Raw genomic sequence first — 25162 nt, 5'->3', positions numbered from 1 at the left:
GGAAGCGTGCGCCGTAGCCGCCCCCGCCCTCACTGCGACCCCCTGAACTCCAGCCCCTCCACGATCAGTCCCGCCACCAGTGCCCCCGACATGCCCGCGTGCGGCAGCCCTCCGCCGGGGTGGGACCAGCCGCCCACGGTGAACAGCCCGGTGAGGGCGGTCGTGTTGGCCGGGTGCAGCAGACGGCCCTCCGCCGCGGCCAGCGCGGGGGGCGGAATCGAGCCACCTTCCGCGCCGGTCGCCGCCGCGACGTCCGCCGGGGTACGCACCTCGCGCCACAGGAGCCGCTCCCGCAGGCCCGGTACGGCCCGTTCGGCCGCCGTCAGCATCGCCTCCGCCGTGGCTTCGTGATCCCCTTCGACGTCGGCCGGGACCGTGGCCGTGAGGACCACCGCCTCGTGCCCGGCGTCCGGGGCCGGCGCGGGGTCGTCGGGGCGCAGGACGGTGACCGTGGGGGCGGCCGGGGGCGCCGGCGTCGTACCGAAGAGGGACGCCAGCTCGGCCTCGCGGTCGGGGGTGTGGACGACGGTCAGATGCGGGGTGTCCTCGGGGCGGGCACCGCGCAGCGCGAGCAGCACCGTCAGCCGGCTGGGCAGTCCCCGCTGCGGCTGCACCTCGCCCCCCGCGCGCGCGGGGACACCGAGGAGGCCGGGGGCGGCGCCGGTGACGACGAAGTCGGCGTCCACGAGGGTGTTGCCGGCTGAGCCAGGAGCGTCCCGGGACGTACTCTCCGCCACCTCCACCCCCGCGACCCGGCCGTCCTTCTCCACCACCCGCACCACCTCCGCGCCGAACACGAACTCCACCCGCCGCGCGAGGCACCGTTCGTACACCGCGCGGGCCAGTTCGCGCAGGCCGCCCCGGACGTACCAGGTGCCGAACGCGTGCTCCAGGTACGGCAGGACGGCCGCGCTCGCGGGCGCGGTGCGGGGGTCGAGGCCGTGCGCGAGGGCGTGGCTCTCCAGCAGCGCGGCGAGGCGCGTGTCCCGCAGCTCCCAGGCGCCGACCTCGGCGAGCGTGCCCGCCCTGCGCGTACGCAGGAGCCGCTTGTGCGGGACCGACGGGTACGGCTCGCGCCCCGCCAGCACCTCCCAGTTCGGCCACAGGGGCTCCTCCAGCAACGGCCGCCGCGTACGGTCCCACGCCTCCCGCGCCCGTACGAGGAAGTCCCCCCACCGCGCGCCCGACCCCGCCCCCAGCGCCTCGTCCAGCGCCGCGACCACGCCCGCGCGCGAGGCGTTCGGCAAGGACACCGCGCTCCCGTCCGCGAACACGTGCCGTGCCGAGGGATCGACCTGCACCAGCCCGACGACGTCCTCCAACGCCTCCTTGCCGGTCTTGACGAACAGATCCCGCCACACCGCGGGCAAGGTCAGCACCCCGGGCCCCACATCGAACCGGAACCCGTCCCGTTCCCACCGCCCGACCCCGCCGCCGTACGTCTCCCCCCGCTCGTACACCACCACCCGGTGCCCCGCGACAGCCAACCGCGCAGCCGCCGCCATCGCGCCCATCCCGGCGCCGATCACCACGATCCGTCCCATGTCGGCGACTGTATCGGCCGCCACTGACAGTGAGCACGGGGCGGTGGCCGACCTTTAGGGGCACGGGGCGGTGGCGGGCCGGTCCGGCGGGCGGGCCCGTGGCAGCACGGGAACTCGGCGGCGCCTGCGGGCCGATCATGGCGGCCCTTCCCGCCCGGCGACCGGTGTGCGCCCCGACCACGACGCCCCACCCCGCCCGGCGACTGCCCTCGGACGGGCCCGGCCTCGCGCGCCCGCGCCCCGCTGTGCCCCGTCCCGCAACTGCCCCCGGGGTGGTCCGCCCCCGCGCCCGAGCCCCGCGGCTCAGGAAGGGTCTGACCGTGGAGGGGTGACGGTCCGCCCCCGCGCGCCCGAGCCCCGCGTCACAGCGGGTGCAGCAACTGGCCACCAGGCGGCCCGCCCGCGCGCCCGAGCCCCGCCCTGCTCACCCCGTCTCACCCACCGCCCTGCCACCCCGCAGCACCTCAAGAGCCCCGTCACCTCACCCCGGCGGCCCTTCCCGTCCCGCCAGCCGTCGTTCCTCCCGGCGTTGGGCCCTGCGGCGCAGGAAGCGGCGGATGCGGGACGCGAGGAAGAGCAGGAGGACCGCGCCGGTCACGAGGAGCGTGCCCGCGATCACCGCCGCCGCCCCGGGGTGGAACATCGCGAACGTGACCAGCCCCCCGACGCCGAGATCCTCCGCAAGGCTCACGATCAGGTTGCTGAAGGGCTCGGGCGACGTGTTGACGGCCATCCGCGTGCCCGCCTTCACCGCGTGGCTCGCGAGCGCGGTGGAGCCGCCCACGAGGCCCGCGGCGATGTCGGAGAGCGACCCGGAGTGGCCCGCGAGGAGCGCGCCGACCCAGGCGCCCGCGACGGGCCGGATCAGCGTGTGGACGGCGTCCCAGACGGAGTCCACGTACGGGATCTTGTCGGCGACCGTGTCGCACAGGAACAGCACGCCCGCGACGACCAGGACCTCGGGGCGTTGCAGGGTTTCAGGGATCTCGTCGCTCAGAGCTGTCGCGCCGAACACGCCGAGCAGCAGCACCACCGCGTACGCGTTGATGCCGCTGGCCCAGCCGCTGGTGAACACGAGGGGGAGTACGGACACGGACGCGATCGTAACCAGGCCCGGCCGAACCGGCCTGGTGATGAGCACACAGCTCTGAGTATCCGTACCTAACCACCGAGATGAGTACGCGCGCGGATGGGTGCCGACCTGCGTGAACGGGAGAGTGGAGGCACGGAAAGGGGCCCGGCGCCGGTACCGCCGACACGGGGCGGCGGAACCGGCACCGGTCCCGGACCGCTCCTTCCGCCGGCCTGGTCGGCGGGAGCGAGGCACGGGGGACCCCTGGGGGAACGACCGGACGGGGGACCGACGGGGGAAGCAGGAACGGGGGGACCGGGGGAACAGGGGGAAACGGGGGAGGAGGAAGCGCCGGTTCGACGGTGGCCCGCGGGGGACGCGGCCACGTCGGACCGGCGCTTTCGTCGTACGCCTCGGTAAGGGGCGCTACTCCAGGAAGACGCCCCTTACAGCCGCCCGCTCACCCGCCCCTGCAACAGCCGCGACAGCGCCGCGTGGACCTCGTCCAGCGACCGCTCCGGCTGGAACGCCTGCCAGTCCAGCGCCGCGACCAGCACCATCCCGACGAGCGCGGCGGCGGTCAGCGGTACGTCGATGTCGTCCGCGAACTCGCGCTCCTCCACGCCCGCGCGCAGGACGTCCTCGACGACGGCCACCGCCTCTTTCCGCACGACCATGAGGGTCGACTGCCACGCGCGGTTCGTGCGCCACAGCTCGGCCACGTACAGCTGCGTGAACGCGGGATACCGGTCGATGAAGACGAGCCCCGCGCGGATCATCGCGTCCAGCGCGTCGACCCGTGTACCGCCCGCGCGCGCGGAACGCTGCGACGCCTCTCTCAGGGAGGCGGTCAGCAGACCCACGCCATGGCGCAGCAGCTCCTCGAAGAGGACGGACTTGCTGGCGAAGTTGTAGTACACGGTGCCCTTGGCGACGCCCGCGCGCTCGGCGATCTCGTCCACCGTGGTGGCGGAGAAGCCCTGCTCGGCGATGAGCGTGACGGCCGCCTCGTAGAGCTTCTGCCGAGTGGCCTCGCGGCGGGTGCCACCGCCCGGCGTGGTGCTGCTTTCCATGGGGTCGATTCTCACAGGAACGGGAGCGCCGGGAGGCCGGTTCGAAGATCGCCGCGAAGACGGGGCACGAGCGGCGGCCCGAGACGGTGGTCGAACTCCCGACCGAGGTAAAAGACCAGGTCAGAACGGATTGTCAGTGGCATACCTCACGATGGGCACATACGGCCACAGTGCCGTCACCCAGACGACAGGAGGTTCGTCATGGCCAGCTACCGCGCGGCAGCCGCACACCGGCACGACGTCACCGGCCCTGCCCCCTCACCGAACGGCCCGGCGAGCGACGTACACCCCGTCCTGCGCCGCGCCACGGCCCCGCCCGCCGCCCTCGACCTGCTCACGCAGGCGCGTACGGGGCTGGACGAGGCGGCCGTCCTCGACACCCCCAACGAGCGGTACGCCACGGCACACCTCGCGGCGCTGCGCACCGCCGCCGCCGTCCTCGCGGCCCGCGCCCGCCCCGACCTCACACCCCGGCGCCGCGCCCGCATCCGCAGCGCCTGGGAACTCCTCCCCGAGATCGCCCCCGAACTCGCCGAGTGGAGCGCCCACTTCGCCGCGGGCGCCACCCGGCGGGCCCGCGCCGAGGCCGGCATCGTCGGCGCGGCGTCCCCGCGCGACGCCGACGACCTCATACGCGACGTCGCGATGTTCGTCCGCCTGGTGGAACGCCTGCTGTCCGTCCAGCCGGTCCTGCCCCGCCAGAACCCGCCGGGAGGCGACCACGACTACCCGCACGCGGGCTGACGGCACGGCCGAGGCAATAGGGTGGACGCGCACGAAGCCCCCGCCTCGGGGGTGTCCGTCCGCTCCGCCGGGTAACGCGGCGGGGCCGCGTCTAGGAGTCAGTTGCCGTGTCGGATCCGTCGCGCTCGTCCGCCCCGCAGGAACGTCCGCAGACCGGGGCGCTGGGGACCGATCCGGCGAGGCCGCGTTCGTCACTGCGCACGGCCGTCGTGTGGGAAGTGCTCCAGGAGGCGCTGGAGCGCCGGGTCAAGGCCAGCGGCCGGGAGTCCCTCGACGTGCTGGACGCCGGGGGCGGGAGCGGCAACTTCGCCGTACCGCTCGCCCGGCTCGGCCACCGGGTGACCGTCGTCGACCCCAGCCCCAACGCCCTGTTCGCCCTGGAGCGCCGCGCGGCCGAGGCCGGCGTCGCCGACCGCGTCCGGGGCGTGCAGGGCGACGCGGGCGGGCTCTTCGACGTCGTGGAGCGCGGCGGGTACGACGCCGTCCTGTGCCACGGCGTCCTGGAGTACGTCGACGACCCGGCCGACGGCGTCCACAACGCCGTGGCCGCGCTGCGCTCCGAGGGCGTCCTCAGCCTCCTCGTGGCGGGCCTCGGCGGCGCCGTCCTCGCGCGGGCGCTCGCCGGGCACTTCAAGGAGGCCCGGCACGCGCTCGGTGACCCCAGTGGCCGATGGGGCGAGGGTGACCCCGTCCCCCGGCGCTTCACGGCCGGACAGCTCACGGAACTGGTCGAGGGCGCGGGCCTCGCCGTCGGCGCGGTGCACGGCGTACGGATCTTCGCCGACCTCGTCCCCGGCGTCCTCGTCGACACCGAGCCCGGCGCGCTGGAGGCCCTGCTGAAGCTGGAGGAGGCGGCGGCGGAACTGCCCGCTTTCCACTCCGTGGCGACCCAGCTCCACGTCCTCGGCGAGACCCGCGCGAGCTGACCGGTCCCTTTACACCCCCTTGACCCTGGCTTGATCATGGTCCCGGCCGTGATGGAGTACGCCACAGGCCCTCCGTTACGGCTTCGTGCGCCGTATGATCGAGGGAGACCGTCCGGCATGACGGGTCGGCCGCCGGGGAATGGAAGCCTCAGCGAGCCGGGACGCTCTTGACGGGTTCTGGTTGGCCAATTGGCGTAGAGGGGCGGGTTTCACGGGGGCGATTCCCTGCCTATCCTGAAGGGACCCCCGGGTCGCCCCGGCGACTGCACGATGAGGAGGACGCCGTGCCGCTCTCTGAGCACGAGCAGCGAATGCTTGAGCAGATGGAGCGAGCGCTGTACGCCGAAGACCCCAAGTTCGCGACAGCGCTTGAGGGAAGCGGGCTGCGAACGTACACCCGGCGACGGGTCTACCAGGCGGTCGCCGGCTTCCTCGTAGGTATCGCGCTCCTCATGGCCGGTATGGTCGCCCAGCAGGTCTGGCTCAGCGTGGTCGGGTTCCTCGTCATGCTGGGATGCGCCGTGCTCGCCGTGACCGGTTGGCGCAAGGCTCCCAAGCCGGGCGAGCAGCCCACGGCCGGCGGCCAGCAGGCCCGCCAGCCCCGGTCGAGGCGCTCCATGATGGACCGCATCGAGCAACGCTGGCAGCGCCGCCGCGACGAGCAACAGGGCCAGTGACCCGAGGCTCGTAGCGCACGGCTCCTGACACGTACGACTGAGGGGGCCACCCGGATCGGGTGGCCCCCTTTAGTCTGCGCACCGAGTGGCGTCGGGAAGGGGCCCTTCCCGCGCCTCTCAGCCTCCTTGCTGCTGCCCTCGCCGGCCCCACGGCGCCCGCTGCGCCAGGTCGGCCCAACGGGCCGCCCACGACGCCTTCGTGGCCGTCCAGCGGTCCATGAGGTCCCACATCGCCCGGACGGCGGAGCGGGGGGCGACGAAGGCGCGCAGACGGACCGGCCAGGTCGCGCGGGTGCGCAGGGCGGCGCGGACCGCGCGGGCCTCGTCCGCCAGACCGGCCTCCGCGCGGGGGTGCGGTGCGAAGAGGACCTGCTCCACCGCGCCGGCCACCCGGTGCACGGACCGCGCCGCGGGCTCCTCCAGCTCACCGAGCTCGACGATCCGCGCGGCGGCCCGCCGGGGCGTGAGCGCGTCGTCCGGCGCGATGCCGAAGTCCCACGCCGTGTCCGTCAGTTCCCGCCACACCGCCAGGACATGCGCGACAGCGGCCTCACCGGCCCGCACGGAGGGGTCCTCACCCGGCGCCAGCGGATCACCCACGGCACCCTGGGGCCCCGCGCGGTCCCGGCCGGGACCGGCCCCGGCGTGCTGCGCCGACGCCAGCCGCACCGACCGCCTGCGCAGCCGCCACAGCATCGGCAGCGACGGCACCGCGATCACCAGCACGGCCAGCAGCGACCACCAGGCCAGCTTGTACCAGGGGGTGCCCCCGTCGCCGCCCGCCGCCGAGCCCGCCGGCAGCGCGCTCGCGCAGCCGTTCTCCTTGCGCTGCGCCGCCGAGCAGCTCGCGTTCGCGGACGGCGCCGCCGAGGGCGCCGCGCTCGCCGAGGCCGAGATCTCCGGCGCCGCCGGAAGCGTCGTCTCCGAGGAGTCCGGCAGCGTGTACGACGGCGTCGAACCCCGCGTCGGCGTCGGCTCGAACCGGGTCCAGCCGATGCCCTCGAAGTACAGCTCCGGCCACGCGTGCGCGTCCTTCAGACTCACCTGGACCGTGCCGTTCCCCTGCGGGGTGCCCGGCGCGAAACCGACCGCGACCCGCGCCGGGATGCCCAGCGTCCGGGCCATCGCCGCCATCGCGAACGAGTAGTGGACACAGAAGCCCTGCTTGTCCCGCAGGAACTTGGCGATCGCGTCCGGACCCGTCCCGACGTCGACCTGGGTGTCGTACTGGAAACCGCCCGTCACCGCGAAGTAGTCCTGGAGCGCGACCGCCTTCGCATAGTCCGTCTCCGCGCCCCGGGTGATCTGCCGGGCCTGCTGCCACACCACCGACGGCAGCGAGGACGGCACCTCCGTGTAGTCGCCCAGGATCGACGCGCGCGCCTCGGGCGCCGCCGCGAGCTGCTCCGCCGTCGGCCGCACCTCCAGGCTGTTGACCTGGTACGTCAGACCGCGCGTGTTCTGGCCGTGGTCCCCGACGAGCGTCATGCCCTCCGGCTCGAACCGCCAGTTACCGGCGATGCGCACCCCGCTCGGCGGGTACGGCATCGGCAGCCAGTCCTGCGCGTACCAGTCGGCGGCCGTGACCTGGGTGGTGACCTCCGCGCGCTTCACGTCCGAGCGCAGGCCCACCGGCGTCGGGAAGTCCTTGGGGACCTCCTGGATGCGCTTGCGGGACGGGCGCCAGGTCGTGCCGTCGAAGTCGTCCAGGGAGACGATCCGCAGGTACATGTCCGACAGGTCGTTGGAGTTCGTCCGCAGCGTCAGGACCGTACGGTCCTGGTCGATGTTCAGGCTGTCGCGCAGCGACACCAGCGGGTTGACCGCCGAGATCGTGCCCCCGCCGCCCGTACCCGCGCCGACTCCCGCGCCCGTGCCGTCCAGCAGACCGCCCTGGATCGCGGGGATCGGCAGCAGCGGCACCACCAGGGCGACACCGAGCGCGGCCATGCCGATCCGCCGCCCCGTGCGCACCGGGGCCACCGGGCCCTCCGCCGCGCCGGGACCGCCCGGCCCGCGCGGGGCGCCGCCGAAGACGCGGCCCCACTGGGAGAGCCGCTCGCGGCCCTCGGCGAGCAGCAGCATCAGATAGCCGGCCGCCGCGACCAGGAACCACAGCCAGTCCGTGCCCCCCTCGGACAGTCCCGCCGCCACCGAGTACAGGGCCAGCAGCGGCAGTCCGGCCGGGGCCGCGTTGCGGAACGTCACCGCGAGGGTGTCCACCATCAGGCCGATCACCAGGACCCCGCCGATCAGCATCAGCCGGATGCCGTCGGACAGCGGGGCCGGGATCGCGTACCGGCCCACGTCGTCCCCGCCCGCCTGGAACAGGTCCGCGAAGCGCGTGATCGCCTCCGGGCCCGGGACGATCCCCGCGAGGGCCTGCTCGCGGGCGAAGACCAGGGTCAGCAGCAGGACCGTCACCAGAGCCTGCGCCGCCACCGTCAGCGGCCGGGCCAGCGGGACCCGGCGGGCCGCCGCGCCCACGCCCGACTGGACCAGCAGGAGCAGCACCGCCTGGAGGAACCACGAGCTGCGGTCGACCAGCGGCAGCAGGGCGGTCGCCGCCATCAGCGTCGCCGCCGCGGAGCACAGCGTCAGTCTCGCCCGCCCGCTCATGATCCCGTCCTTCCCATCGTGCCCACCACGCCCGACCGTTCGCGGTCCGCCTGGCGCCACAGGTCCTCCAGCGAGGTGCCCCTCGGGACGCTCACCGCCGTCCAGCCCGCGTCCCGCAGCATCCTCAGCCGCTCTGCCTGCGCTGTCTGCCCCTTCATCGGATCGGACCCGCCGTTCGGTTCACGGCCCGGGGCACGGCTCCAGGAGTCGTTGTCGATGAGGAACGCGATCGCTCCTCCGCTGCGCTGGCGCATCTTCGCGGCCACCGCCGCCTGTTCCTCGTCCAGATCGCCGAGGAACGCGACGAGGAGGCCCTCGTTGCCGCCGCGCAGCACGTCGTACGCGCGCGAGAGGCCCGCGCCGTCGGAGTGGTCGACCACGGCGAGGGTGTCCATCATCAGGCCGGCCGCCTCGGCGGACTCGCCGCCGCCCACGAAGCCCTCGGTGCCCTCGCCGGGGACCGAGCTGCCGGTGTCGGTGAGGAGGCGGACCGTGAAGCCGCGCTCCAGCATGTGCGTGAGGACCGAGGCGGCGCCCGAGACCGCCCACTCGAAGGGCGCGTCGGGGCCGACGCCGTCGTACGCGATGCCCCGGGTGTCCAGCAGGACCGTGCAGCGGGCGCGCTGCGGCTGTTCCTCGCGGCGGACCATCAGCTCGCCGTAGCGGGCCGTCGAGCGCCAGTGGACGCGGCGCAGGTCGTCGCCGTAGCGGTAGCCGCGAGGGATCACGTCGTCCTCGCCGGCCAGCGCGAGCGAGCGCTGGCGGCCGTCGCCGTACCCCTTCGCCTCGCCGCTGAAGCGCACCGAGGGGAGGGGGTCGACGCGGGGGATCACCGTCAGGGTGTCGTACGACGAGAACGAGCGGGTCAGCTCGCACATGCCGAACGGGTCGGACAGGCGCAGCTGGAGGGGGCCCAGGGGGTAGCGGCCCCGCAGGTCGGAGCGGACCCGGTAGGAGACCTCGCGTCTGCCGCCCGCCTCGACGCGGTCCAGGACGAAGCGGGGGCGCGGGCCGAGGACGTACGGCACCCGGTCCTGGAGCATCAGCAGGCCGGTCGGCATCCGCGACACGTTGTCCATGCGCAGGTGCACGCGGGCCTCGCTGCCGGCGGGCACGCGCGCGGGGGACAGCCTGCGGCTGCCCGCCACCCGGTACCGCGTCCGGTACAGCACCGCCGCACAGATCAACGGCAGCACCGCGAGCAGCAGCCCGACCCGCAGCAGATCAGGCTGCCCGAGCACGTACGCGCAGATGGCCGCGGCTATCCCGGCGGCGAGGAACGACCGCCCGCGCGTGGTGAGCCCGGCAAGCGCGGTCCGCACCCCGCCTTTCTCCCCCGGCTTGCCGTCGCCACGGCCACCCGCCGGACGCTCGCTCGCGGTCGTCCCCACGGACCCGTACGCCGGTGGCGCGGCAGGCCGCTCGGGATACCCACCCGAGGCGGGCGACCCGGCGAAGCCGCCCTGTCCGCCCGGCGCACTCCCCGCGGGGAACCCGCCGGGTGTCGGTCCTCCAGGCGTCATCACAGGCCCCGCGAGCCGTACGGCTGGCCGTAGTCGCGTTGCTGCTGGGGGGTGGCCGGGACCGGGGTGCGCTGGAGGATCTCCTCGACGACCTGTTCCGAGGAGCGGCGGTTGAGCTGGGCCTGGGCGGTGGGCAGGAGGCGGTGGGCGAGGACGGGGACCGCGAGGGACTGGACGTCGTCGGGGAGGGCGTAGTCGCGGCCCGAGAGGGCGGCGGTGGCCTTCGCCGCGCGCAGGAGGTGGAGCGTCGCGCGCGGGGAGGCGCCCAGTCTGAGGTCGGGGTGCGTGCGGGTGGCGCCGACCAGGTCCACGGCGTACCGCTTGACCGCCTCGGCGACATGGACTCCGCGCACGGCGTCGACGAGCTTGACGATGTCGTGCGCGTGCGCGACCGGCTGGAGGTCGTCCAGGGGGCTCACCCCGCCGTGCACGTCGAGCATCTCCAGCTCGGCCTCGGGGCTCGGGTAGCCGATGGACACGCGGGCCATGAAGCGGTCGCGCTGCGCCTCGGGCAGCGGGTAGGTGCCCTCCATCTCGACCGGGTTCTGGGTCGCGACGACCATGAACGGGCTCGGCAGTTCGTACGACTGCCCGTCGATGGTGACCTGGCGCTCCTCCATGGACTCCAGGAGCGCGGACTGGGTCTTCGGCGAGGCGCGGTTGATCTCGTCGCCGATCACGATCTGCGCGAAGATCGCGCCCGGCTTGAACTCGAAGTCACGGCGCTGCTGGTCCCAGATGGACACCCCGGTGATGTCCGAGGGCAGCAGGTCGGGGGTGAACTGGATGCGGCGCACCGAGCAGTCGATGGACTTCGCCAGGGTCTTGGCGAGCATCGTCTTGCCGACGCCGGGGACATCCTCGATCAGCAGATGCCCCTCGGCGAGCAGCACGGTCAGCGCGAGTCGTACGACCTCGGGCTTGCCCTCGATCACCCCCTCCACCGACCCGCGGACCCTGTCCACGGTGGTGGTCAGATCAGTGAGGCTCGCTCGTTCGTCATAGGTCGTCACCCGGCCCTCCTCGGCCCGTACTGTTCCGGGCCGCCGCTGTCGTGCGAACCGGCCCACCCCGAATCACGGACGCCGCCCCCGGAATGTTCGGCTCGGCGCCCTCACCGCATTCTTGCCGCCGTTACCGATTCGTGTCACTCGGCTGTGGATAACTGCCGGAGATGTGTCCTGGTCTGCGGCTTTTGCCGGTAATGGTGACAGGAAGTTGACAGGGCGGGGACCCCGTACTCGCCCTATCGGGCCGGGTCGATCTCGCGCAGCAGACCCGTCTTCACGTCGAAGACGAAGCCTCGCACATCGTCGGCGTGCAACAGGAACGGAGACGTGCGCACCCGCTGCATGGACTGCCGGACGTCCTGGTCGACGTCCCGGAACGCCTCCACCGCCCACGCGGGGCGCTGGCCGACCTCGTCCTCCAGCTCGGTGCGGAATTCCTCGGTGATCTGCTCCAGGCCGCAGCCGGTGTGGTGGATCAGGACGATCGAGCTGGTGCCCAGCTTGCGCTGGCTGATGGTGAGCGAGCGGATCACGTCGTCGGTGACCACACCGCCCGCGTTGCGGATCGTGTGGCAGTCGCCCAGTTCGAGGCCGAGCGCGGAGTGCAGGTCGAGACGGGCGTCCATGCAGGCCACGACCGCGACACGCAGGACGGGGCGGGCGTCCATGCCCGGGTCGGTGAACGCTGAGGCATAGCTCTTGTTCGCCTGTACCAGCCGGTCGGTGACCGTGCCGCCGTGAGGTATGGCGCCTTCGGAGTCTGCCGATACGGATGCGGAAGTCGTCATATCTGTAACGGTACTGGTCACCCGCGTTCCGGTCCCGTTGTGAGAAGGGAAAATGAGGGTCATCGCACCCTCGGTGTGAGGTAAGCCACAAGGGTGAGCGGGTGGGGGCCCAAAGGGTGATTTCTCGCGGTACGCGGACCCACGCGCGCGTGGGTCCGCGACGCGCAGGCCGGTTGATTGACCGTGAGACAGCGTGGACTAAAGTGACGCGAAGCGGGAGGCGCGGCAGCGGAGGCTCTCCCTGCCGACTCGAACCCGAGAAACTTCCCCGTGGGACCCCGGCCCGGCCGCTCGTGGTCTCCCCGCGTGCGCGGCGCGTACGTACGGGCCCCGCCGGTAACTGAGAGGGCCCCTTGAGCAACAGCCGACACGTCCCCGTGATGCTCCACCGGTGCCTGGACATGCTGGCACCAGCGCTTCAGGAGCCGGGAGCGGTCGTCGTCGACTGCACGCTCGGACTCGGCGGACACAGCGAGGCCCTCCTGGAGCGCTTCCCCGAGGCCCACCTCGTCGCCCTCGACCGCGACAAGGAGGCCCTGCGCCTGTCCGGCGAGCGCCTCGCCCCCTTCGGCGAGCGCGCGACCCTCGTCCACGCCGTGTACGACGAACTCCCCGACGTCCTCGAACGCCTCGGCCGCCCGCGCGTACAGGGCGTCCTCTTCGACCTCGGCGTCTCCTCCATGCAGCTCGACGAGGCCGATCGCGGCTTCGCCTACGCGCAGGACGCGCCCCTCGACATGCGTATGGACCAGACGACCGGCATCAGCGCCGCCGAGGTCCTCAACACGTATCCCGGCGGGGAGCTGGTGCGCATCCTGCGCGCGTACGGCGAGGAGAAGCAGGCCAAGCGGATCGTCTCGGCCGTCGTACGCGAGCGCGAGAAGGAGCCGTTCACCAACAGCGCGCGGCTCGTCGAGGTGATCCGGGGCGCGCTGCCGCAGGCGGCGATGCGGACCGGCGGGAACCCCGCCAAGCGGACCTTCCAGGCGCTGCGCATCGAGGTCAACGGCGAGCTGTCGGTGCTGGAGCGGGCGATCCCGGCGGCCGTCAAGTCGCTGGCCGTGGGCGGGCGGATCGCCGTCCTGTCGTACCACTCCCTCGAAGACCGCCTGGTCAAGCAGGTGTTCGTGGCCGGCGCCGCCAACACCGCGCCGCCCGGGCTGCCGATCGTGCCCGAGCGCTACCAGCCCCGGCTCAAGCTGCTCACGCGCGGTGCCGAACTTCCCACCGAGGAAGAGATCGCCGAGAACCGCCGGGCCGCCCCCGCGCGGCTGCGGGGCGCCGAGCGCATCAGGGAGGACGTGGAGTGAGCCGGTCAGGGACCGTGGCGGTCGGCCGACCGCCCGTGGGCGTCCCGCGTCCTGACGGGGAGTCGGGTGGGTCCGCGACGGGACGCGCGAGGGCCGCGCGGAGTTCCCGGGACAGGCCGATTCACACATCTGAGCGACTCGGGCCGGTTCGTGCATCTTCGCGGAGGCTTCGGACGTCCTACTGGGTGGAGGCGCTATGAGAACGGGACTCAAGGGACGACTGGCCGGGCTGCTGCCGGCCGGAGGCGGTGCGCAGGCCGGGCGGACACCGTTCGTGCTGCTGGTCGTCGTCCTGCTGGGCGGCGGACTGATCGGCCTGCTGGTGCTCAACTCCGCGCTCAGCGAGGGCTCGTTCCGGATGGACGACCTCCAGAAGGAGACCAAGAGCCTCACCGACGAACAGCAGGCGCTCCAGCGGGACATCGACTCATACTCGGCGCCCGACGCCCTCCAGAAGCGCGCCCGCGAACTCGGCATGGTCCCCGGCGGCGACCCCGCCTTCCTCCAGCCCGACGGCACCGTCAAGGGCTCCCCCTCGGCCGCCGCGCAGCCCTCCGGGGCACACGCGCGTGAATCCGTACAGCCCCCCGAGGCGATCACGCTGTCGCAGACGAACCAGAACGCGGCGAACCAGGACGCGGCGAACCAGAACGCGACAGGCGGGCTCCCGGCCGGCCAACTCCCCACCGGCCAGAGCCAGGCCCCCGGCACCCAGGCGAATCAGGCGAACCAGCCCGGCCGACCGCTCCAGTCAGCCCCGTCCGGCCAGACCGGCACCACCACAAGCGTCCCGAACCGGACAGCTCAGCCCCCCGCCCAGCCCTCCGCCCCCACAACCCCCGGCAGGTGACGGAAGTGTCCGACAGGGAACCGCCCCGCCGAGTCCCCGGCCCCGCCCGGCCCCCCCGCCCCGCACAGGGCGCCCAGCGCAGGCCGGGACAGAGCGCCGCCCGACCCCCCGTACGGCGCCCCGCGCCCCCCCGCCCCCCGGCAGCCGGCAAGACCCTGCGCCTCGGCAGCCCGAGGCCCCGCCTGCGGCTGGTCGGCCTGGCCCTCGGCCTCGTCCTGAGCGCCTTCGTCGTCCGCCTCCTCCAGGTGCAGGCGGTCGACGCGAGCACGTACACCGCGAAGGCCGAGCAGAACCGCTACGTCGGACAGGTGCTCGCGGCCGAGCGCGGCGAGATCACCGACCGCAGCGGCGTCGCCCTGGCGACCAGCGAGGACGCGTACGACATCACCGCCGATCCGACGATGTTCTCGGCGAAGGAGCTGAAGATCGACGACGGCCCCGAACAGGCCGCCGCGCTCCTCGCGCCGATCCTCGGCCAGGACCAGGCCGACCTGGTCAAGAAGCTGAGGCCGAAAAACTCGGCGTCCCGGTACGCGAAGCTGGCGTCCCGTCAGACCCCGCAGGTCTGGAAGCAGATCCGCGACCTGAGGGCGACCCTCGCGGGCAAGGCCAGCACCGACAAGACGGCCGTGAACGTCCTGGGCGGCGTCTTCGCGGTCCCCAGCAGCAAGCGCGTGTACCCCAACGGCGACCTCGCCGCCGGGATACTGGGCTGGGTCAACGCGGAGGGCGTCGGCGGGGGCGGCGTCGAACAGCAGCTGAACAAGCTCCTCGCGGGCAAGGACGGCAAGATCCGGTACGCCCAGTCCGGCGGGCGGCAGGTGCCGACGGCAGGGTCGACGGAGACGCCCGCCGTACCCGGTTCCGACGTCGAGCTGACCATCGACCGGGACATCCAGTGGGCCGCGCAGAACGCGATCACCGAGCAGGTCCAGAAGTCGAAGGCGGACCGGGGCTACGTCATCGTCCAGGACACGCGCACCGGCGAGATCCTCGCCATGGCCAACTCCCCGGGCTTCGACCCGAACGACCTGTCCTCGGCGACCTCGGCGAACATGGGCAACGCGGCCGTCCAGGACGCCTACGAACCCGGTTCCACCGCGAAGGTCGTCTCGATGGCGGCGGTCCTGGAGGAGAACGCGGCGACGCCGCTGACCAAGGTCACCGTCCCCAACCGGCTGCACCGCGGCGACCGGCTCTTCCAGGACGACATCGACCACCCGACCTGGTACCTCACCCTCAACGGCGTCCTCGCCAAGTCGTCCAACATCGGCACCATCCTCGCCACCGGACAGCTCGGCAAGACCCAGCCCGAGGCGAACCAGGCCCTCTACTCCTACCTGCGCAGGTTCGGCGTGGGACAGCCCACCGGGCTCGGCTTCCCCGGCGAGACGCGCGGCATCCTCGCGCCGGCCGCCGACTGGTCGACCTCGCAGCAGTACACGATCCCCTTCGGCCAGGGCATGTCCGTCAGCGCCCTCCAGGCGGCCTCCGTGTACTCGACGATCGCCAACGGCGGCGTACGCGTCGAACCGACGCTCGTGCGCGGCACCGAGGGCCCCGACGGCCGGTTCACCCCCGCGCCCGCGCCCCAGACCTCACGGGTCGTCAGCGAGAAGACCGCCAGGACGCTGAGCCAGATGCTGGAGTCCGTGGTCGACGACCGGGAGGGCACCGGTGCCAAGGCCCGCATCCCCGGCTACCGCGTCGCCGGGAAGACCGGCACCGCCAACCGAGTCGATCCCGTCACCGGTACGTACAAGGGGTACACGTCCTCCTTCGCGGGCTTCGCGCCCGCCGACAACCCACGGGTCACCGTCTACTGCGCCATCCAGAACGCGACGAAAGGCAGCTACTTCGGCGGCCAGATCTGCGGACCGATCTTCAAGCAGGTCATGGAGTTCGCCCTGAAGACCCTCCAGGTCCCGCCGACGGGAGCGAAGCCCGCCAACCTGCCGGTGACGTTCACCCCATGAACCCCGTGAACGCCACGAACGCCATGAACCCCCGAGAACCCCGCGAAGACCCCGTCCCTCCCGTTCAGCGCCGAACAGCCAGGAACCAGCCCGTGACCATGATCACTCCCGACCCGGGGAACCACCCCCCGCCCCCGTCCTCGCTTCGCTCCGGAGCGGCTCGGCCCGGTACGCTCACCGCCGTGCCACACGCTGATCAGTCCCGAAACCACCAGACACCCCGGCCGCGACAGGTCACCGCGACACCCCTCGCGGACCTCGCCGACCGGCTGGGCGCGCGGCGGCAACACACAACAGCCGAGGGCGCTGCCGAGGTCACGGGCATCACCCACGACTCGCGCGCCGTCCGCCCCGGTGACCTGTACGTCGCCCGCGCGGGCGAGCGCACGCACGGCGCCGACTTCGTCGCCCAGGCCGCCGCCCAGGGCGCCGCGGCCGTCCTCACCGACCCGGCGGGCGCCGACCGCGCCGCCGCGACCGGCCTCCCGGTCCTGGTCGTCGACGACCCGCGCGCGCGGATGGGCGAACTGGCCGCCGACGTCTACGGCCGTCCGGCCGAGGCCCTGCTGAAGATCGGCATCACCGGCACCTCCGGCAAGACCACCACCGCCTACCTCGTCGAGGGCGGCCTGAAGAGCCCCGCCGGCCTCATCGGCACGGTGGAGACCCGCATCGGCGACGAGCAGATCAAGTCGGAGCGCACCACCCCCGAGGCCACCGACCTCCAGGCCCTCTTCGCGGTCATGCGCGAGCGCGGCGTCGAGTCGGTCGCCATGGAGGTCTCCAGCCACGCCCTGTCCCTCGGAAGGGTCGACGGCGTGGTCTTCGACGTCGCCGTCTTCAACAACCTCAGCCCGGAACACATGGAGTTCCACTCCGACATGGAGGACTACTTCCGGGCCAAGGCCACCCTGTTCACGGCGGCGCGCAGCAGGCGAGGGGTCGTCAACTACGACGACGCGTACGGCCGCAGGCTCGCCGCCGAGGCCGAGGTCCCGGTCGTCACGTTCTCCGCCGAGGGCGACCCGGACGCCGACTGGCGCGCGGTGGACGTCCACATCGGCGCGATGGACTCGCACTTCACGGTCGTCGCCCCCGACGGGACGCGGATCGCCGCCAGGTCCCCGATCGCCGGCCCGTTCAACGTGGCCAACAGCCTCGCCGCGATCGTCGCGCTCGCCGAGGCCGGGATCGACCCGCACGCCGCCGCCGAGGGCGTCGCCGGGGTGCCCGGCGTGCCGGGGCGCCTGGAGCGGGTGGACGCGGGACAGCCGTACCTCGCGGTCGTCGACTACGCGCACAAGACGGACGCCGTCGAGTCGGTGCTCAAGGCGCTGCGCAAGGTCACCAAGGGGCGGCTGCACATCGTGCTCGGCTGCGGCGGCGACCGGGACGTCACCAAGCGCGCCCCGATGGGCGCCGCGGCGGCCCGGCTCGCCGACACGGCCGTACTGACCTCCGACAACCCCCGCTCCGAGGACCCCCTCGCGATCCTCACCGCGATGCTCGACGGCGCGGCCTCCGTGCCCGCGCACGAGCGCGGCGAGGTGCTGCTGTTCGAGGACCGGGCCGCCGCGATCGAGGCGGCCGTGGGCCGCGCGCACGCGGGGGACACCGTGCTGGTCGCGGGGAAGGGCCACGAGCAGGGCCAGGACATCGCCGGCGTGATCCGTCCCTTCGACGACCGCCAGGTGCTTCGCGAAGCTATCCAGAAGACCCAGGGATGAACTTGTGATCGCCCTCTCCCTCGCCGAGATCGCTGAAGTCGTCGGCGGGCAGATTCACGCCATACCGGATCCGTCCGCGCGCGTCACCGGACCCGTCGTCCGCGACTCCCGCGAGGCCGGCCCCGGCAGCCTCTTCGTCGCCTTCGTCGGTGAACGCGTCGACGGCCACGACTACGCGCGCCAGGTCGTCGACGCGGGCGCGGTCGCCGTCCTGGCGTCCCGGCCGGTGGACGCGCCCGCGATCGTCGTGGACGACGTCCAGACGGCGCTCGGCGCCCTCGCCCGGCACGTCGTACGGCAGTTGGGCGCGACCCTCGTCGCGCTGACCGGCTCGGCGGGCAAGACCAGCACCAAGGACCTCATCGCCCAGGTGCTCTCCAGCCATGCGCCGACCGTGTACACGCCGGGCTCGCTCAACAACGAGATCGGGCTGCCGCTGACCGCGCTGAGCGCCTCCCAGGACACCCGGTTCCTCGTCCTGGAGATGGGCGCGCGAGGCATCGGTCACATCAAGTACCTCGCCGAACTGACGCCCCCGAAGATCGGCCTCGTCCTCAACGTCGGCACCGCCCACATCGGCGAGTTCGGCGGCCGTGAGCAGATCGCGCAGGCCAAGGGCGAACTCGTGGAGAGCCTGCCCGCTGACGGCGCAGCCATCTTGAACGCCGACGACCCCTTGGTCCGGGCCATGGCCTCCCGTACGACGGCGAAGGTGGTCCTTTTCGGCGAGAGCGACGAAGCGGACGTACGCGCCGAGAACGTGCGACTCACGGACAGCGGACAGCCCTCCTTCAGGCTTCGCACACCCTCCGGTGCGAGTGACGTGACCATGCGCCTGTACGGTGAGCACCACGTGTCGAACGCGCTCGCCGCCGCCGCCGTCGCCCATGAGCTGGGCATGTCCGCAAGGGAGATCGCTGAGGCGCTCTCCGGGGCGGGCACCCTCTCCCGCTGGCGGATGGAGGTCACCGAGCGCCCGGACGGCGTGACGATCGTCAACGACGCCTACAACGCGAACCCCGAGTCCATGCGAGCGGCCCTGCGCGCGCTCGTGGCCATGGGCAAGGGGCGGCGGACCTGGGCGGTGCTCGGCAAGATGGCCGAGCTCGGGGACGAGGCGCTCGCCGAGCACGACGCGGTCGGACGGCTCGCCGTCCGGCTCAATGTCGGCAAGCTCGTCGCGGTCGGCGGCCGGGAGGCCGCCTGGCTGCAACTGGGCGCATACAACGAGGGTTCGTGGGGTGAGGAGTCGGTGCACGTGTCCGACGCACAGGCGGCTGTCGACCTGTTGCGCAGCGAGTTGCGCCCGGGGGACGTCGTACTCGTGAAGGCGTCCCGATCGGTCGGTCTGGAGAGTGTCGCCGAGGCGCTGCTCGCCGCTGAGGGCGAGGTTTCCGCCCGATGATGAAACAGGTCCTGTTCGCGGGAGTCATTGGTCTGTTCCTGTCGCTGGTCGGCACCCCGCTGCTGATCAAGCTGCTGGCGCGCAAGGGGTACGGCCAGTACATCCGTGACGACGGCCCGCGCGGGCACGCCAGCAAGCGCGGTACGCCGACCATGGGCGGTATCGCGTTCATCCTCGCGACGGTCGCCGCCTACTTCGGCGCGAAGATCATCGCCGGCAAGCCCCCGACGTACTCGGGCCTGCTGGTGCTCGGCCTGATGGTCGGCATGGGTCTGGTCGGCTTCCTGGACGACTACATCAAGATCGTCAAGCGCCGTTCGCTCGGTCTGCGGGCCAAGGCGAAGATGGCCGGACAGCTCATCGTCGGCATCGGATTCGCGGTGCTGTCCTTGCAGTTCGCGGACAACAGAGGCAATACGCCCGCGTCCACGAAACTGTCCTTCATCACGGACTTCGGCTGGTCCATCGGACCCGTCCTGTTCGTGGTGTGGGCGCTGTTCATGATCCTGGCCATGTCCAACGGCGTGAACCTGACGGACGGTCTGGACGGCCTCGCCACCGGCGCGTCCGTGCTGGTCTTCGGCGCGTACACGTTCATCGGCGTCTGGCAGTACCAGGAGTCCTGCGCCAACGGCGAGACGCTCACCAACCCCAACGCCTGCTTCGAGGTACGAGATCCCCTCGACCTCGCCGTGGTGTCGGCGGCGCTGATGGGAGCCTGCCTCGGCTTCCTGTGGTGGAACACCTCCCCGGCGAAGATCTTCATGGGCGACACCGGCTCGCTGGCCCTCGGCGGCGTGCTGACCGGCCTCGCGATCTGCTCCCGCACGGAGCTGCTCGTGGCCCTCATGGGCGGCCTGTTCGTCCTCATCACCATGTCGGTCGTCATCCAGGTCGGCTCGTTCCGCCTCACCGGCAAACGCGTCTTCCGCATGGCGCCGCTCCAGCACCACTTCGAACTCAAGGGCTGGTCCGAGGTCCTGATCGTGGTCCGCTTCTGGATCATCCAGGGCATCTGCGTCATCGTCGGACTCGGCCTCTTCTACGCGGGATGGGCAGCGGACAAGTGACCGACTGGCAGGGCAAGCACGTCACCGTCGCCGGACTCGGCGTCTCCGGCGTCCCGGCGGCCACGGTGCTGCGCGGACTCGGCGCGGAGGTCACCGTCGTCAACGACGGCGACGACGACCGCGCCCGCGCGCAGGCGGCCGGCCTGAGGGAACTCGGCGTCACCGTCCGCCTCGGCGACGGCGCCACCCTGCCGGACGGCACCGACCTCGTCGTCACGGCGCCGGGCTGGCAGCCCGACAAGCCCCTCTTCACGGCGGCCCGCGCGGCCGGCGTCGAGATCTGGGGCGACGTCGAACTCGCCTGGCGCCTGCGCGGCCCGGACGCACCGCCCTGGCTGTGCGTCACCGGCACCAACGGCAAGACGACCACCACCCAGATGCTGGCGTCCATCCTCACGGCCGCCGGGCTGCGTACGGCCGCCGTCGGCAACATCGGCGTCTCCCTGCTGGACGCGGTGAACGGCGACTACGACGTCCTCGCCGTCGAGCTCTCCAGCTACCAGCTCCACTGGGCGCCCTCCCTGCGCGCCCACTCCGCCGCCGTCCTCAACCTCGCCCCGGACCACCTCGACTGGCACGGCTCCATGGAGGCGTACGCCGCCGACAAGGGCCGCGTGTACGAGGGCAACCAGGTCGCCTGCGTCTACAACGCCGCCGACAAGGCCACCGAGGACCTGGTGCGCGAGGCGGACGTCGAGGAGGGCTGCCGCGCGATCGGCTTCACCCTCGGTACGCCGGGCCCCTCCCAGCTCGGCGTCGTCGAGGGCATCCTCGTCGACCGGGCGTTCGTCGAGAACCGGCACCAGAACGCGCAGGAACTCGCCGAGGTCGCGGACGTCAACCCGCCGGCCCCGCACAATATCGCCAACGCCCTCGCCGCCGCCGCCCTCGCGCGCGCGTACGGCGTTCCCGCCAAGGCGGTCCGTGACGGGCTGCGCGCGTTCACGCCGGACGCGCACCGCATCGCCCATGTGGCCGACGTGGCCGGGGTCTCCTACGTCGACGACTCCAAGGCGACCAACACACACGCCGCGCAGGCGTCGTTGGCCGCGTACGAGTCGATCGTGTGGATCGCCGGGGGGCTCGCGAAAGGCGCCGCCTTCGACGAGTTGGTGGCCGGCTCCGCCGAACGGCTGCGTGGCGTCGTCCTGTTCGGCGCGGACCGTGCGCTCATCCGGGAGGCCCTCGCGCGACACGCCCCGGAGGTACCGGTCGTGGACCTCGACCGGACCGACACTGGGGCGATGCTCCAGGCGGTGCGGGAGGCCCAGCGTCTCGCTGCCGCGGGCGACACCGTGCTTCTGGCGCCGGCCTGTGCCTCGATGGACATGTTCACCAATTACAACCAGCGTGGGGACGCGTTCGCGGAGGCCGTTCGCGAGATCGGCTGATGGCGTTCTCCAGGAGACTTGGAGGGACGCGTGACTCGGTCGTTCTTCGGCTGCGGGTCGTGGGGGCTGGGCGCGCCCACGCGGCGGAGCCGCAAATGTCAGAGTCCCGCGCCCCTGAAAGATGGGGGTGCTCGCCGTGGTTAGCAGTCGCACCGGGCGGGCTCCTGTCCAGAAGGTCGTGCGGAGGCCCGTCGTTCGGCCTCCCCACAACAAGCGTGACAACCCCCTCATCCGCCTCCACACCCGCGCCCGCAAAGCCTGGGACCGCCCCCTCACCGCCTACTACCTGATCCTCGGCGGGAGTCTGCTCATCACCGTCCTCGGGCTCGTGATGGTGTACTCCGCGTCCCAGATCACCGCGTTGCAGCAGTCGCTGCCGGGGACCTTCTTCTTCCGGAAGCAGTTTCTCGCCGCGTCCATCGGGGCGTTGCTGCTGGTGGCGGCCTCGCGGATGCCCGTGAAGCTGCACCGGGCGCTGGCGTACCCGATCCTCGCGGGCGCCGTGTTCATGATGGCGCTCGTACAGGTGCCGGGGATAGGGATGGCCGTCAACGGGAACCAGAACTGGATCTCGCTCGGGGGGTCGTTCCAGATCCAGCCGAGCGAGTTCGGGAAGCTGGCGCTCGTGCTGTGGGGCGCCGATCTGCTCGCCCGCAAGCAGGACAAGAAGCTGCTCGCGCAGTGGAAGCACATGCTCGTCCCCCTTGTCCCGGTCGCGTTCATGCTGCTCGGACTCATCATGCTGGGCGGGGACATGGGCACGGCGATCATCCTGACGGCTGTGCTGTTCGGCCTGTTGTGGCTCGCGGGTGCGCCGACGCGGATGTTCGTGGGGGTGTTGTCGGTGGCCGCCCTGATCGGGTTCATCCTGATCAAGACGAGCGCCAACCGCATGGCCCGCCTCCAGTGCATCGGCGCGACGGACCCCAAGGCGGGACCGGTCGACTGCTGGCAGGCGGTGCACGGCATCTACGCCCTCGCGTCGGGCGGCATCTTCGGTTCCGGCCTCGGTGCGAGTGTGGAGAAATGGGGCCAACTCCCCGAAGCTCACACCGACTTCATCTTCGCCGTCACCGGTGAGGAACTGGGCCTCGCGGGGACGCTGTCGGTCCTCGCCCTCTTCGCGGCTCTAGGCTATGCGGGTATCCGCGTGGCCGGACGCACGGAGGACCCCTTCGTCAGGTATGCCGCGGGAGGCGTGACCACCTGGATCATGGCCCAGGCCGTGATCAACATCGGTGCGGTGCTCGGCCTGCTGCCGATCGCCGGTGTCCCCCTCCCGCTGTTCTCCTACGGGGGGTCGGCCCTGCTGCCGACCATGTTCGCCATCGGGCTGCTGATCGCGTTCGCGCGTGAGGATCCCGCTGCGCGGGCGGCGCTTGCGATGCGGCAGACCCGTTCTGCCAGAAAGCGGGGCGGGGGCCCTCGGGAACCCCGGAGATGGAACACGATGCGACGGCGTGCCCCGGCACGTACGTCCGGAGAGCGGTGAATTTCGGTGCATGTCGTACTCGCAGGCGGAGGGACCGCCGGCCACATCGAGCCCGCGCTCGCCCTCGCGGACGCGCTGCGCAGGCAGGACCCGACCGTGGGCATCACGGCCCTGGGGACGGAGCGCGGCCTGGAGACCAAGCTCGTCCCGCAGCGGGGTTACGAACTCGCGCTGATCCCGGCCGTACCGCTGCCCCGCAAGCCCACTCCGGAGCTGATCACCGTCCCGGGCCGGCTGCGCGGCACCATCAAGGCGGCCGAGCAGATCCTGGAGCGCACCAAGGCGGACTGCGTGGTCGGCTTCGGCGGGTACGTCGCCCTGCCCGGCTACCTGGCCGCCAAACGCCTCGGCGTGCCGATCGTCATCCACGAGGCCAACGCGCGCCCCGGCCTCGCCAACAAGATCGGCTCCCGGTACGCCGCCCAGGTCGCCGTCTCCACGCCCGACAGCAAGCTCAGGGACGCCCGCTACATCGGCATCCCGCTGCGCCGCTCCATCTCCACCCTGGACCGCGCCGCGGCCCGCCCCGAGGCGCGCCACATGTTCGGCCTCGACCCGAACCTGCCGACGCTGCTGGTCTCCGGCGGCTCGCAGGGCGCCCGGCGGCTCAACGAGGTCGTCCAGCAGGTCGCGCCCTGGCTCCAGCAGGCCGGGATCCAGATCCTGCACGCGGTCGGCCCGAAGAACGAACTGCCGCACGTGCAGCAGATGCCGGGAATGCCCCCGTACATCCCGGTAAGTTACCTGGACCGGATGGACCTCGCGTACGCCGCGGCCGACATGATGCTCTGCCGCGCGGGCGCGATGACCGTCGCCGAGCTCTCCGCCGTCGGACTCCCGGCCGCCTACGTCCCGTTGCCCATCGGCAACGGCGAACAGCGGCTGAACGCCCAGCCGGTGGTCAAGGCCGGCGGCGGACTGCTGGTCGACGACGCGGAACTGACACCGGAATGGGTCCGGGAGACCGTCCTGCCCGTCCTCGCCGACCCGCACCGGCTGTACGAGATGTCGCGCGCGGCCAGCGAGTTCGGCCGCCGCGACGCGGACGACCTGCTCGTCCGCATGGTGTACGAGGCGATCGCCTCGCGCCGTTAGGCGTATCGAGAAAGGTCAGGCAGCGTGGCCGGAGGACCCTCCACCGTCGAGCGCGGTACGGAACGTCGGCAGGGACCCCCCGGCCCGCCCCTCGTCCGCCGCCTGGGCCCGCGCAGGCTCCGCGTGATCGCCGTCGCCGCCGTCGCCGCCGTCCTCCTCGGGGCGGGCGGCGTCTGGGTGTTGTACGGCTCCCCGTGGCTGCGCGTCGAGGACGTCTCGGTGTCGGGTACGGACGTCCTGACGCCGGAGCAGGTCCAGGACGCGGCTCAAGTCCCGCTGGACACACCGCTGGTGTCGATCGACACCGACGAGATCGCGTCACGTCTGCGGCGGGCGCTGCCGCGCATCGGCGAGGTGGACGTGGCCCGTTCGTGGCCACACGGAGTCACGGTCGAGGTCACCGAGCGGACCCCGGTCCTGCTGATCCGGCACGGCTCCGGCTACACCGAGGTCGACGACGAGGGCGTACGGTTCGCGACGGTCCCTCAACCCCCGAAGGGGGCGCCCCTGTTGGAGCTCTCCCTCGCGAACTCCGGTTCGACCGCCGCTAGTCTGCGCCGCTTCGGCGAGGACCGCCTCGTCCGCGAAGCCGTCCGCACGGCCGGCAGCCTTCCGGCCGGCGTGCTGAAAACCACAAAAACCGTCAAAGTTCGCTCGTACGACGATATTTCACTCGACCTGACGGATGGTCGCACCGTCGCCTGGGGGAGCGCCGAGAAGGGCGCGGCGAAAGCCCGTACGCTCAGTGCTCTCATGAAAGCCGCGCCGGACGCCCGGCACTTCGACGTGAGCGTCCCCACCGCCCCTGCGTCATCGGGGAGTTGACGCACATATGCGCAGGCCAGCACCCTGGTTGGGCAGCGACATGGC

The 25162-nt window shown here is 72.4% G+C and carries 20 protein-coding genes; 13 read left to right on the top strand and 7 right to left on the bottom strand.

Going from position 1 to position 25162, the window contains the following annotated elements:
- Positions 1–29: 29 nt before the first annotated feature.
- The 3 genes from ACQCO7_RS11170 to ACQCO7_RS11160 all read right to left on the bottom strand — a co-directional run bounded on the left by ACQCO7_RS11170 (position 30) and on the right by ACQCO7_RS11160 (position 3689).
- Positions 30–1544 (bottom strand): phytoene desaturase family protein, encoded by a 1515-nt coding sequence (locus tag ACQCO7_RS11170; protein WP_464071675.1) that lies wholly within the window; start codon positions 1542–1544, stop codon positions 30–32.
- A 481-nt stretch (positions 1545–2025) separates the two neighbouring features.
- The gene (locus ACQCO7_RS11165) at positions 2026–2637 is read right to left on the bottom strand and encodes a DUF4126 domain-containing protein (RefSeq protein ID WP_464071674.1); all 612 of its coding nucleotides are present in this window, start codon (positions 2635–2637) and stop codon (positions 2026–2028) included.
- A 425-nt stretch (positions 2638–3062) separates the two neighbouring features.
- Positions 3063–3689, bottom strand: a complete 627-nt coding sequence (locus ACQCO7_RS11160) for a TetR/AcrR family transcriptional regulator (RefSeq protein WP_464071673.1) — start codon at positions 3687–3689, stop codon at positions 3063–3065.
- A 201-nt stretch (positions 3690–3890) separates the two neighbouring features.
- Here ACQCO7_RS11160 and ACQCO7_RS11155 point away from each other — a divergent pair, with 201 nt between their 5' ends.
- The 3 genes from ACQCO7_RS11155 to ACQCO7_RS11145 all read left to right on the top strand — a co-directional run bounded on the left by ACQCO7_RS11155 (position 3891) and on the right by ACQCO7_RS11145 (position 6036).
- Positions 3891–4433, top strand: coding sequence for an SAV_6107 family HEPN domain-containing protein (locus tag ACQCO7_RS11155; RefSeq protein ID WP_464071672.1), 543 nt, complete (start codon positions 3891–3893; stop codon positions 4431–4433).
- 107 nt (positions 4434–4540) lie between these two features.
- A complete protein-coding gene (locus ACQCO7_RS11150; protein ID WP_464071671.1) occupies positions 4541–5359 on the top strand; it encodes a class I SAM-dependent methyltransferase in 819 nt (272 codons plus the stop codon).
- 284 nt (positions 5360–5643) lie between these two features.
- Positions 5644–6036, top strand: a complete 393-nt coding sequence (locus ACQCO7_RS11145) for a DUF3040 domain-containing protein (RefSeq protein WP_464071670.1) — start codon at positions 5644–5646, stop codon at positions 6034–6036.
- A gap of 117 nt (positions 6037–6153) precedes the next feature.
- On the opposite strand, the gene ACQCO7_RS11140 is transcribed toward ACQCO7_RS11145, so the two are convergent.
- From ACQCO7_RS11140 to ACQCO7_RS11125, 4 genes are all read right to left on the bottom strand, one after another.
- Entirely contained in the window at positions 6154–8655 is a 2502-nt protein-coding gene (locus tag ACQCO7_RS11140; RefSeq protein WP_464071669.1) for a transglutaminase TgpA family protein, read from the bottom strand.
- The gene (locus ACQCO7_RS11135; RefSeq protein WP_464071668.1) at positions 8652–10178 is read right to left on the bottom strand and encodes a DUF58 domain-containing protein; all 1527 of its coding nucleotides are present in this window, start codon (positions 10176–10178) and stop codon (positions 8652–8654) included. The genes ACQCO7_RS11140 and ACQCO7_RS11135 overlap by 4 nt, the downstream gene beginning before the upstream one ends.
- Complete coding sequence (locus tag ACQCO7_RS11130) at positions 10178–11191, bottom strand: AAA family ATPase (protein ID WP_409114632.1); 1014 nt, start codon at positions 11189–11191, stop codon at positions 10178–10180. Before ACQCO7_RS11130 ends, ACQCO7_RS11135 begins: the two co-directional genes overlap by 1 nt.
- A gap of 233 nt (positions 11192–11424) precedes the next feature.
- On the bottom strand, positions 11425–11976 hold the full coding sequence (locus ACQCO7_RS11125) for a beta-class carbonic anhydrase (RefSeq protein WP_464071667.1): 552 nt from the start codon (positions 11974–11976) through the stop codon (positions 11425–11427).
- 353 nt (positions 11977–12329) lie between these two features.
- Between ACQCO7_RS11125 and rsmH the strand changes: the two genes are divergently transcribed.
- The 10 genes from rsmH (at position 12330) to ACQCO7_RS11075 (ending at position 25117) form a co-directional block, all read left to right on the top strand.
- Positions 12330–13286, top strand: a complete 957-nt coding sequence (rsmH, locus tag ACQCO7_RS11120) for a 16S rRNA (cytosine(1402)-N(4))-methyltransferase RsmH (RefSeq protein WP_464071666.1) — start codon at positions 12330–12332, stop codon at positions 13284–13286.
- Between the two features lie 196 nt (positions 13287–13482).
- Positions 13483–14136, top strand: coding sequence for a cell division protein FtsL (gene ftsL, locus ACQCO7_RS11115; protein WP_464071665.1), 654 nt, complete (start codon positions 13483–13485; stop codon positions 14134–14136).
- Between the two features lie 5 nt (positions 14137–14141).
- Entirely contained in the window at positions 14142–16112 is a 1971-nt protein-coding gene (locus ACQCO7_RS11110) for a peptidoglycan D,D-transpeptidase FtsI family protein (RefSeq protein ID WP_464071664.1), read from the top strand.
- A gap of 92 nt (positions 16113–16204) precedes the next feature.
- Positions 16205–17839, top strand: coding sequence for a UDP-N-acetylmuramoyl-L-alanyl-D-glutamate--2,6-diaminopimelate ligase (locus tag ACQCO7_RS11105; RefSeq protein ID WP_464071663.1), 1635 nt, complete (start codon positions 16205–16207; stop codon positions 17837–17839).
- 4 nt (positions 17840–17843) lie between these two features.
- On the top strand, positions 17844–19244 hold the full coding sequence (locus ACQCO7_RS11100) for a UDP-N-acetylmuramoyl-tripeptide--D-alanyl-D-alanine ligase (RefSeq protein WP_464071662.1): 1401 nt from the start codon (positions 17844–17846) through the stop codon (positions 19242–19244).
- Positions 19244–20314, top strand: a complete 1071-nt coding sequence (gene mraY, locus ACQCO7_RS11095; protein ID WP_010350412.1) for a phospho-N-acetylmuramoyl-pentapeptide-transferase — start codon at positions 19244–19246, stop codon at positions 20312–20314. Before ACQCO7_RS11100 ends, mraY begins: the two co-directional genes overlap by 1 nt.
- A complete protein-coding gene (murD, locus tag ACQCO7_RS11090; protein ID WP_464071661.1) occupies positions 20296–21705 on the top strand; it encodes a UDP-N-acetylmuramoyl-L-alanine--D-glutamate ligase in 1410 nt (469 codons plus the stop codon). Before mraY ends, murD begins: the two co-directional genes overlap by 19 nt.
- Positions 21706–21841: 136 nt before the next feature.
- Positions 21842–23197, top strand: coding sequence for a putative lipid II flippase FtsW (gene ftsW, locus ACQCO7_RS11085; RefSeq protein ID WP_464071660.1), 1356 nt, complete (start codon positions 21842–21844; stop codon positions 23195–23197).
- 6 nt (positions 23198–23203) lie between these two features.
- Positions 23204–24292, top strand: coding sequence for an undecaprenyldiphospho-muramoylpentapeptide beta-N-acetylglucosaminyltransferase (murG, locus tag ACQCO7_RS11080; protein ID WP_010350408.1), 1089 nt, complete (start codon positions 23204–23206; stop codon positions 24290–24292).
- A gap of 24 nt (positions 24293–24316) precedes the next feature.
- Positions 24317–25117: a cell division protein FtsQ/DivIB gene (locus ACQCO7_RS11075; RefSeq protein WP_464071659.1), complete on the top strand. Its 801-nt coding sequence runs from the start codon at positions 24317–24319 to the stop codon at positions 25115–25117.
- The last annotated feature ends 45 nt before the right edge of the window (positions 25118–25162 follow it).

The organism is Streptomyces saintjeani (assembly GCF_055409605.1).
Note: the sequence above shows the minus strand (reverse complement) of the source record. Positions and strands in the feature narration are given on the sequence as shown.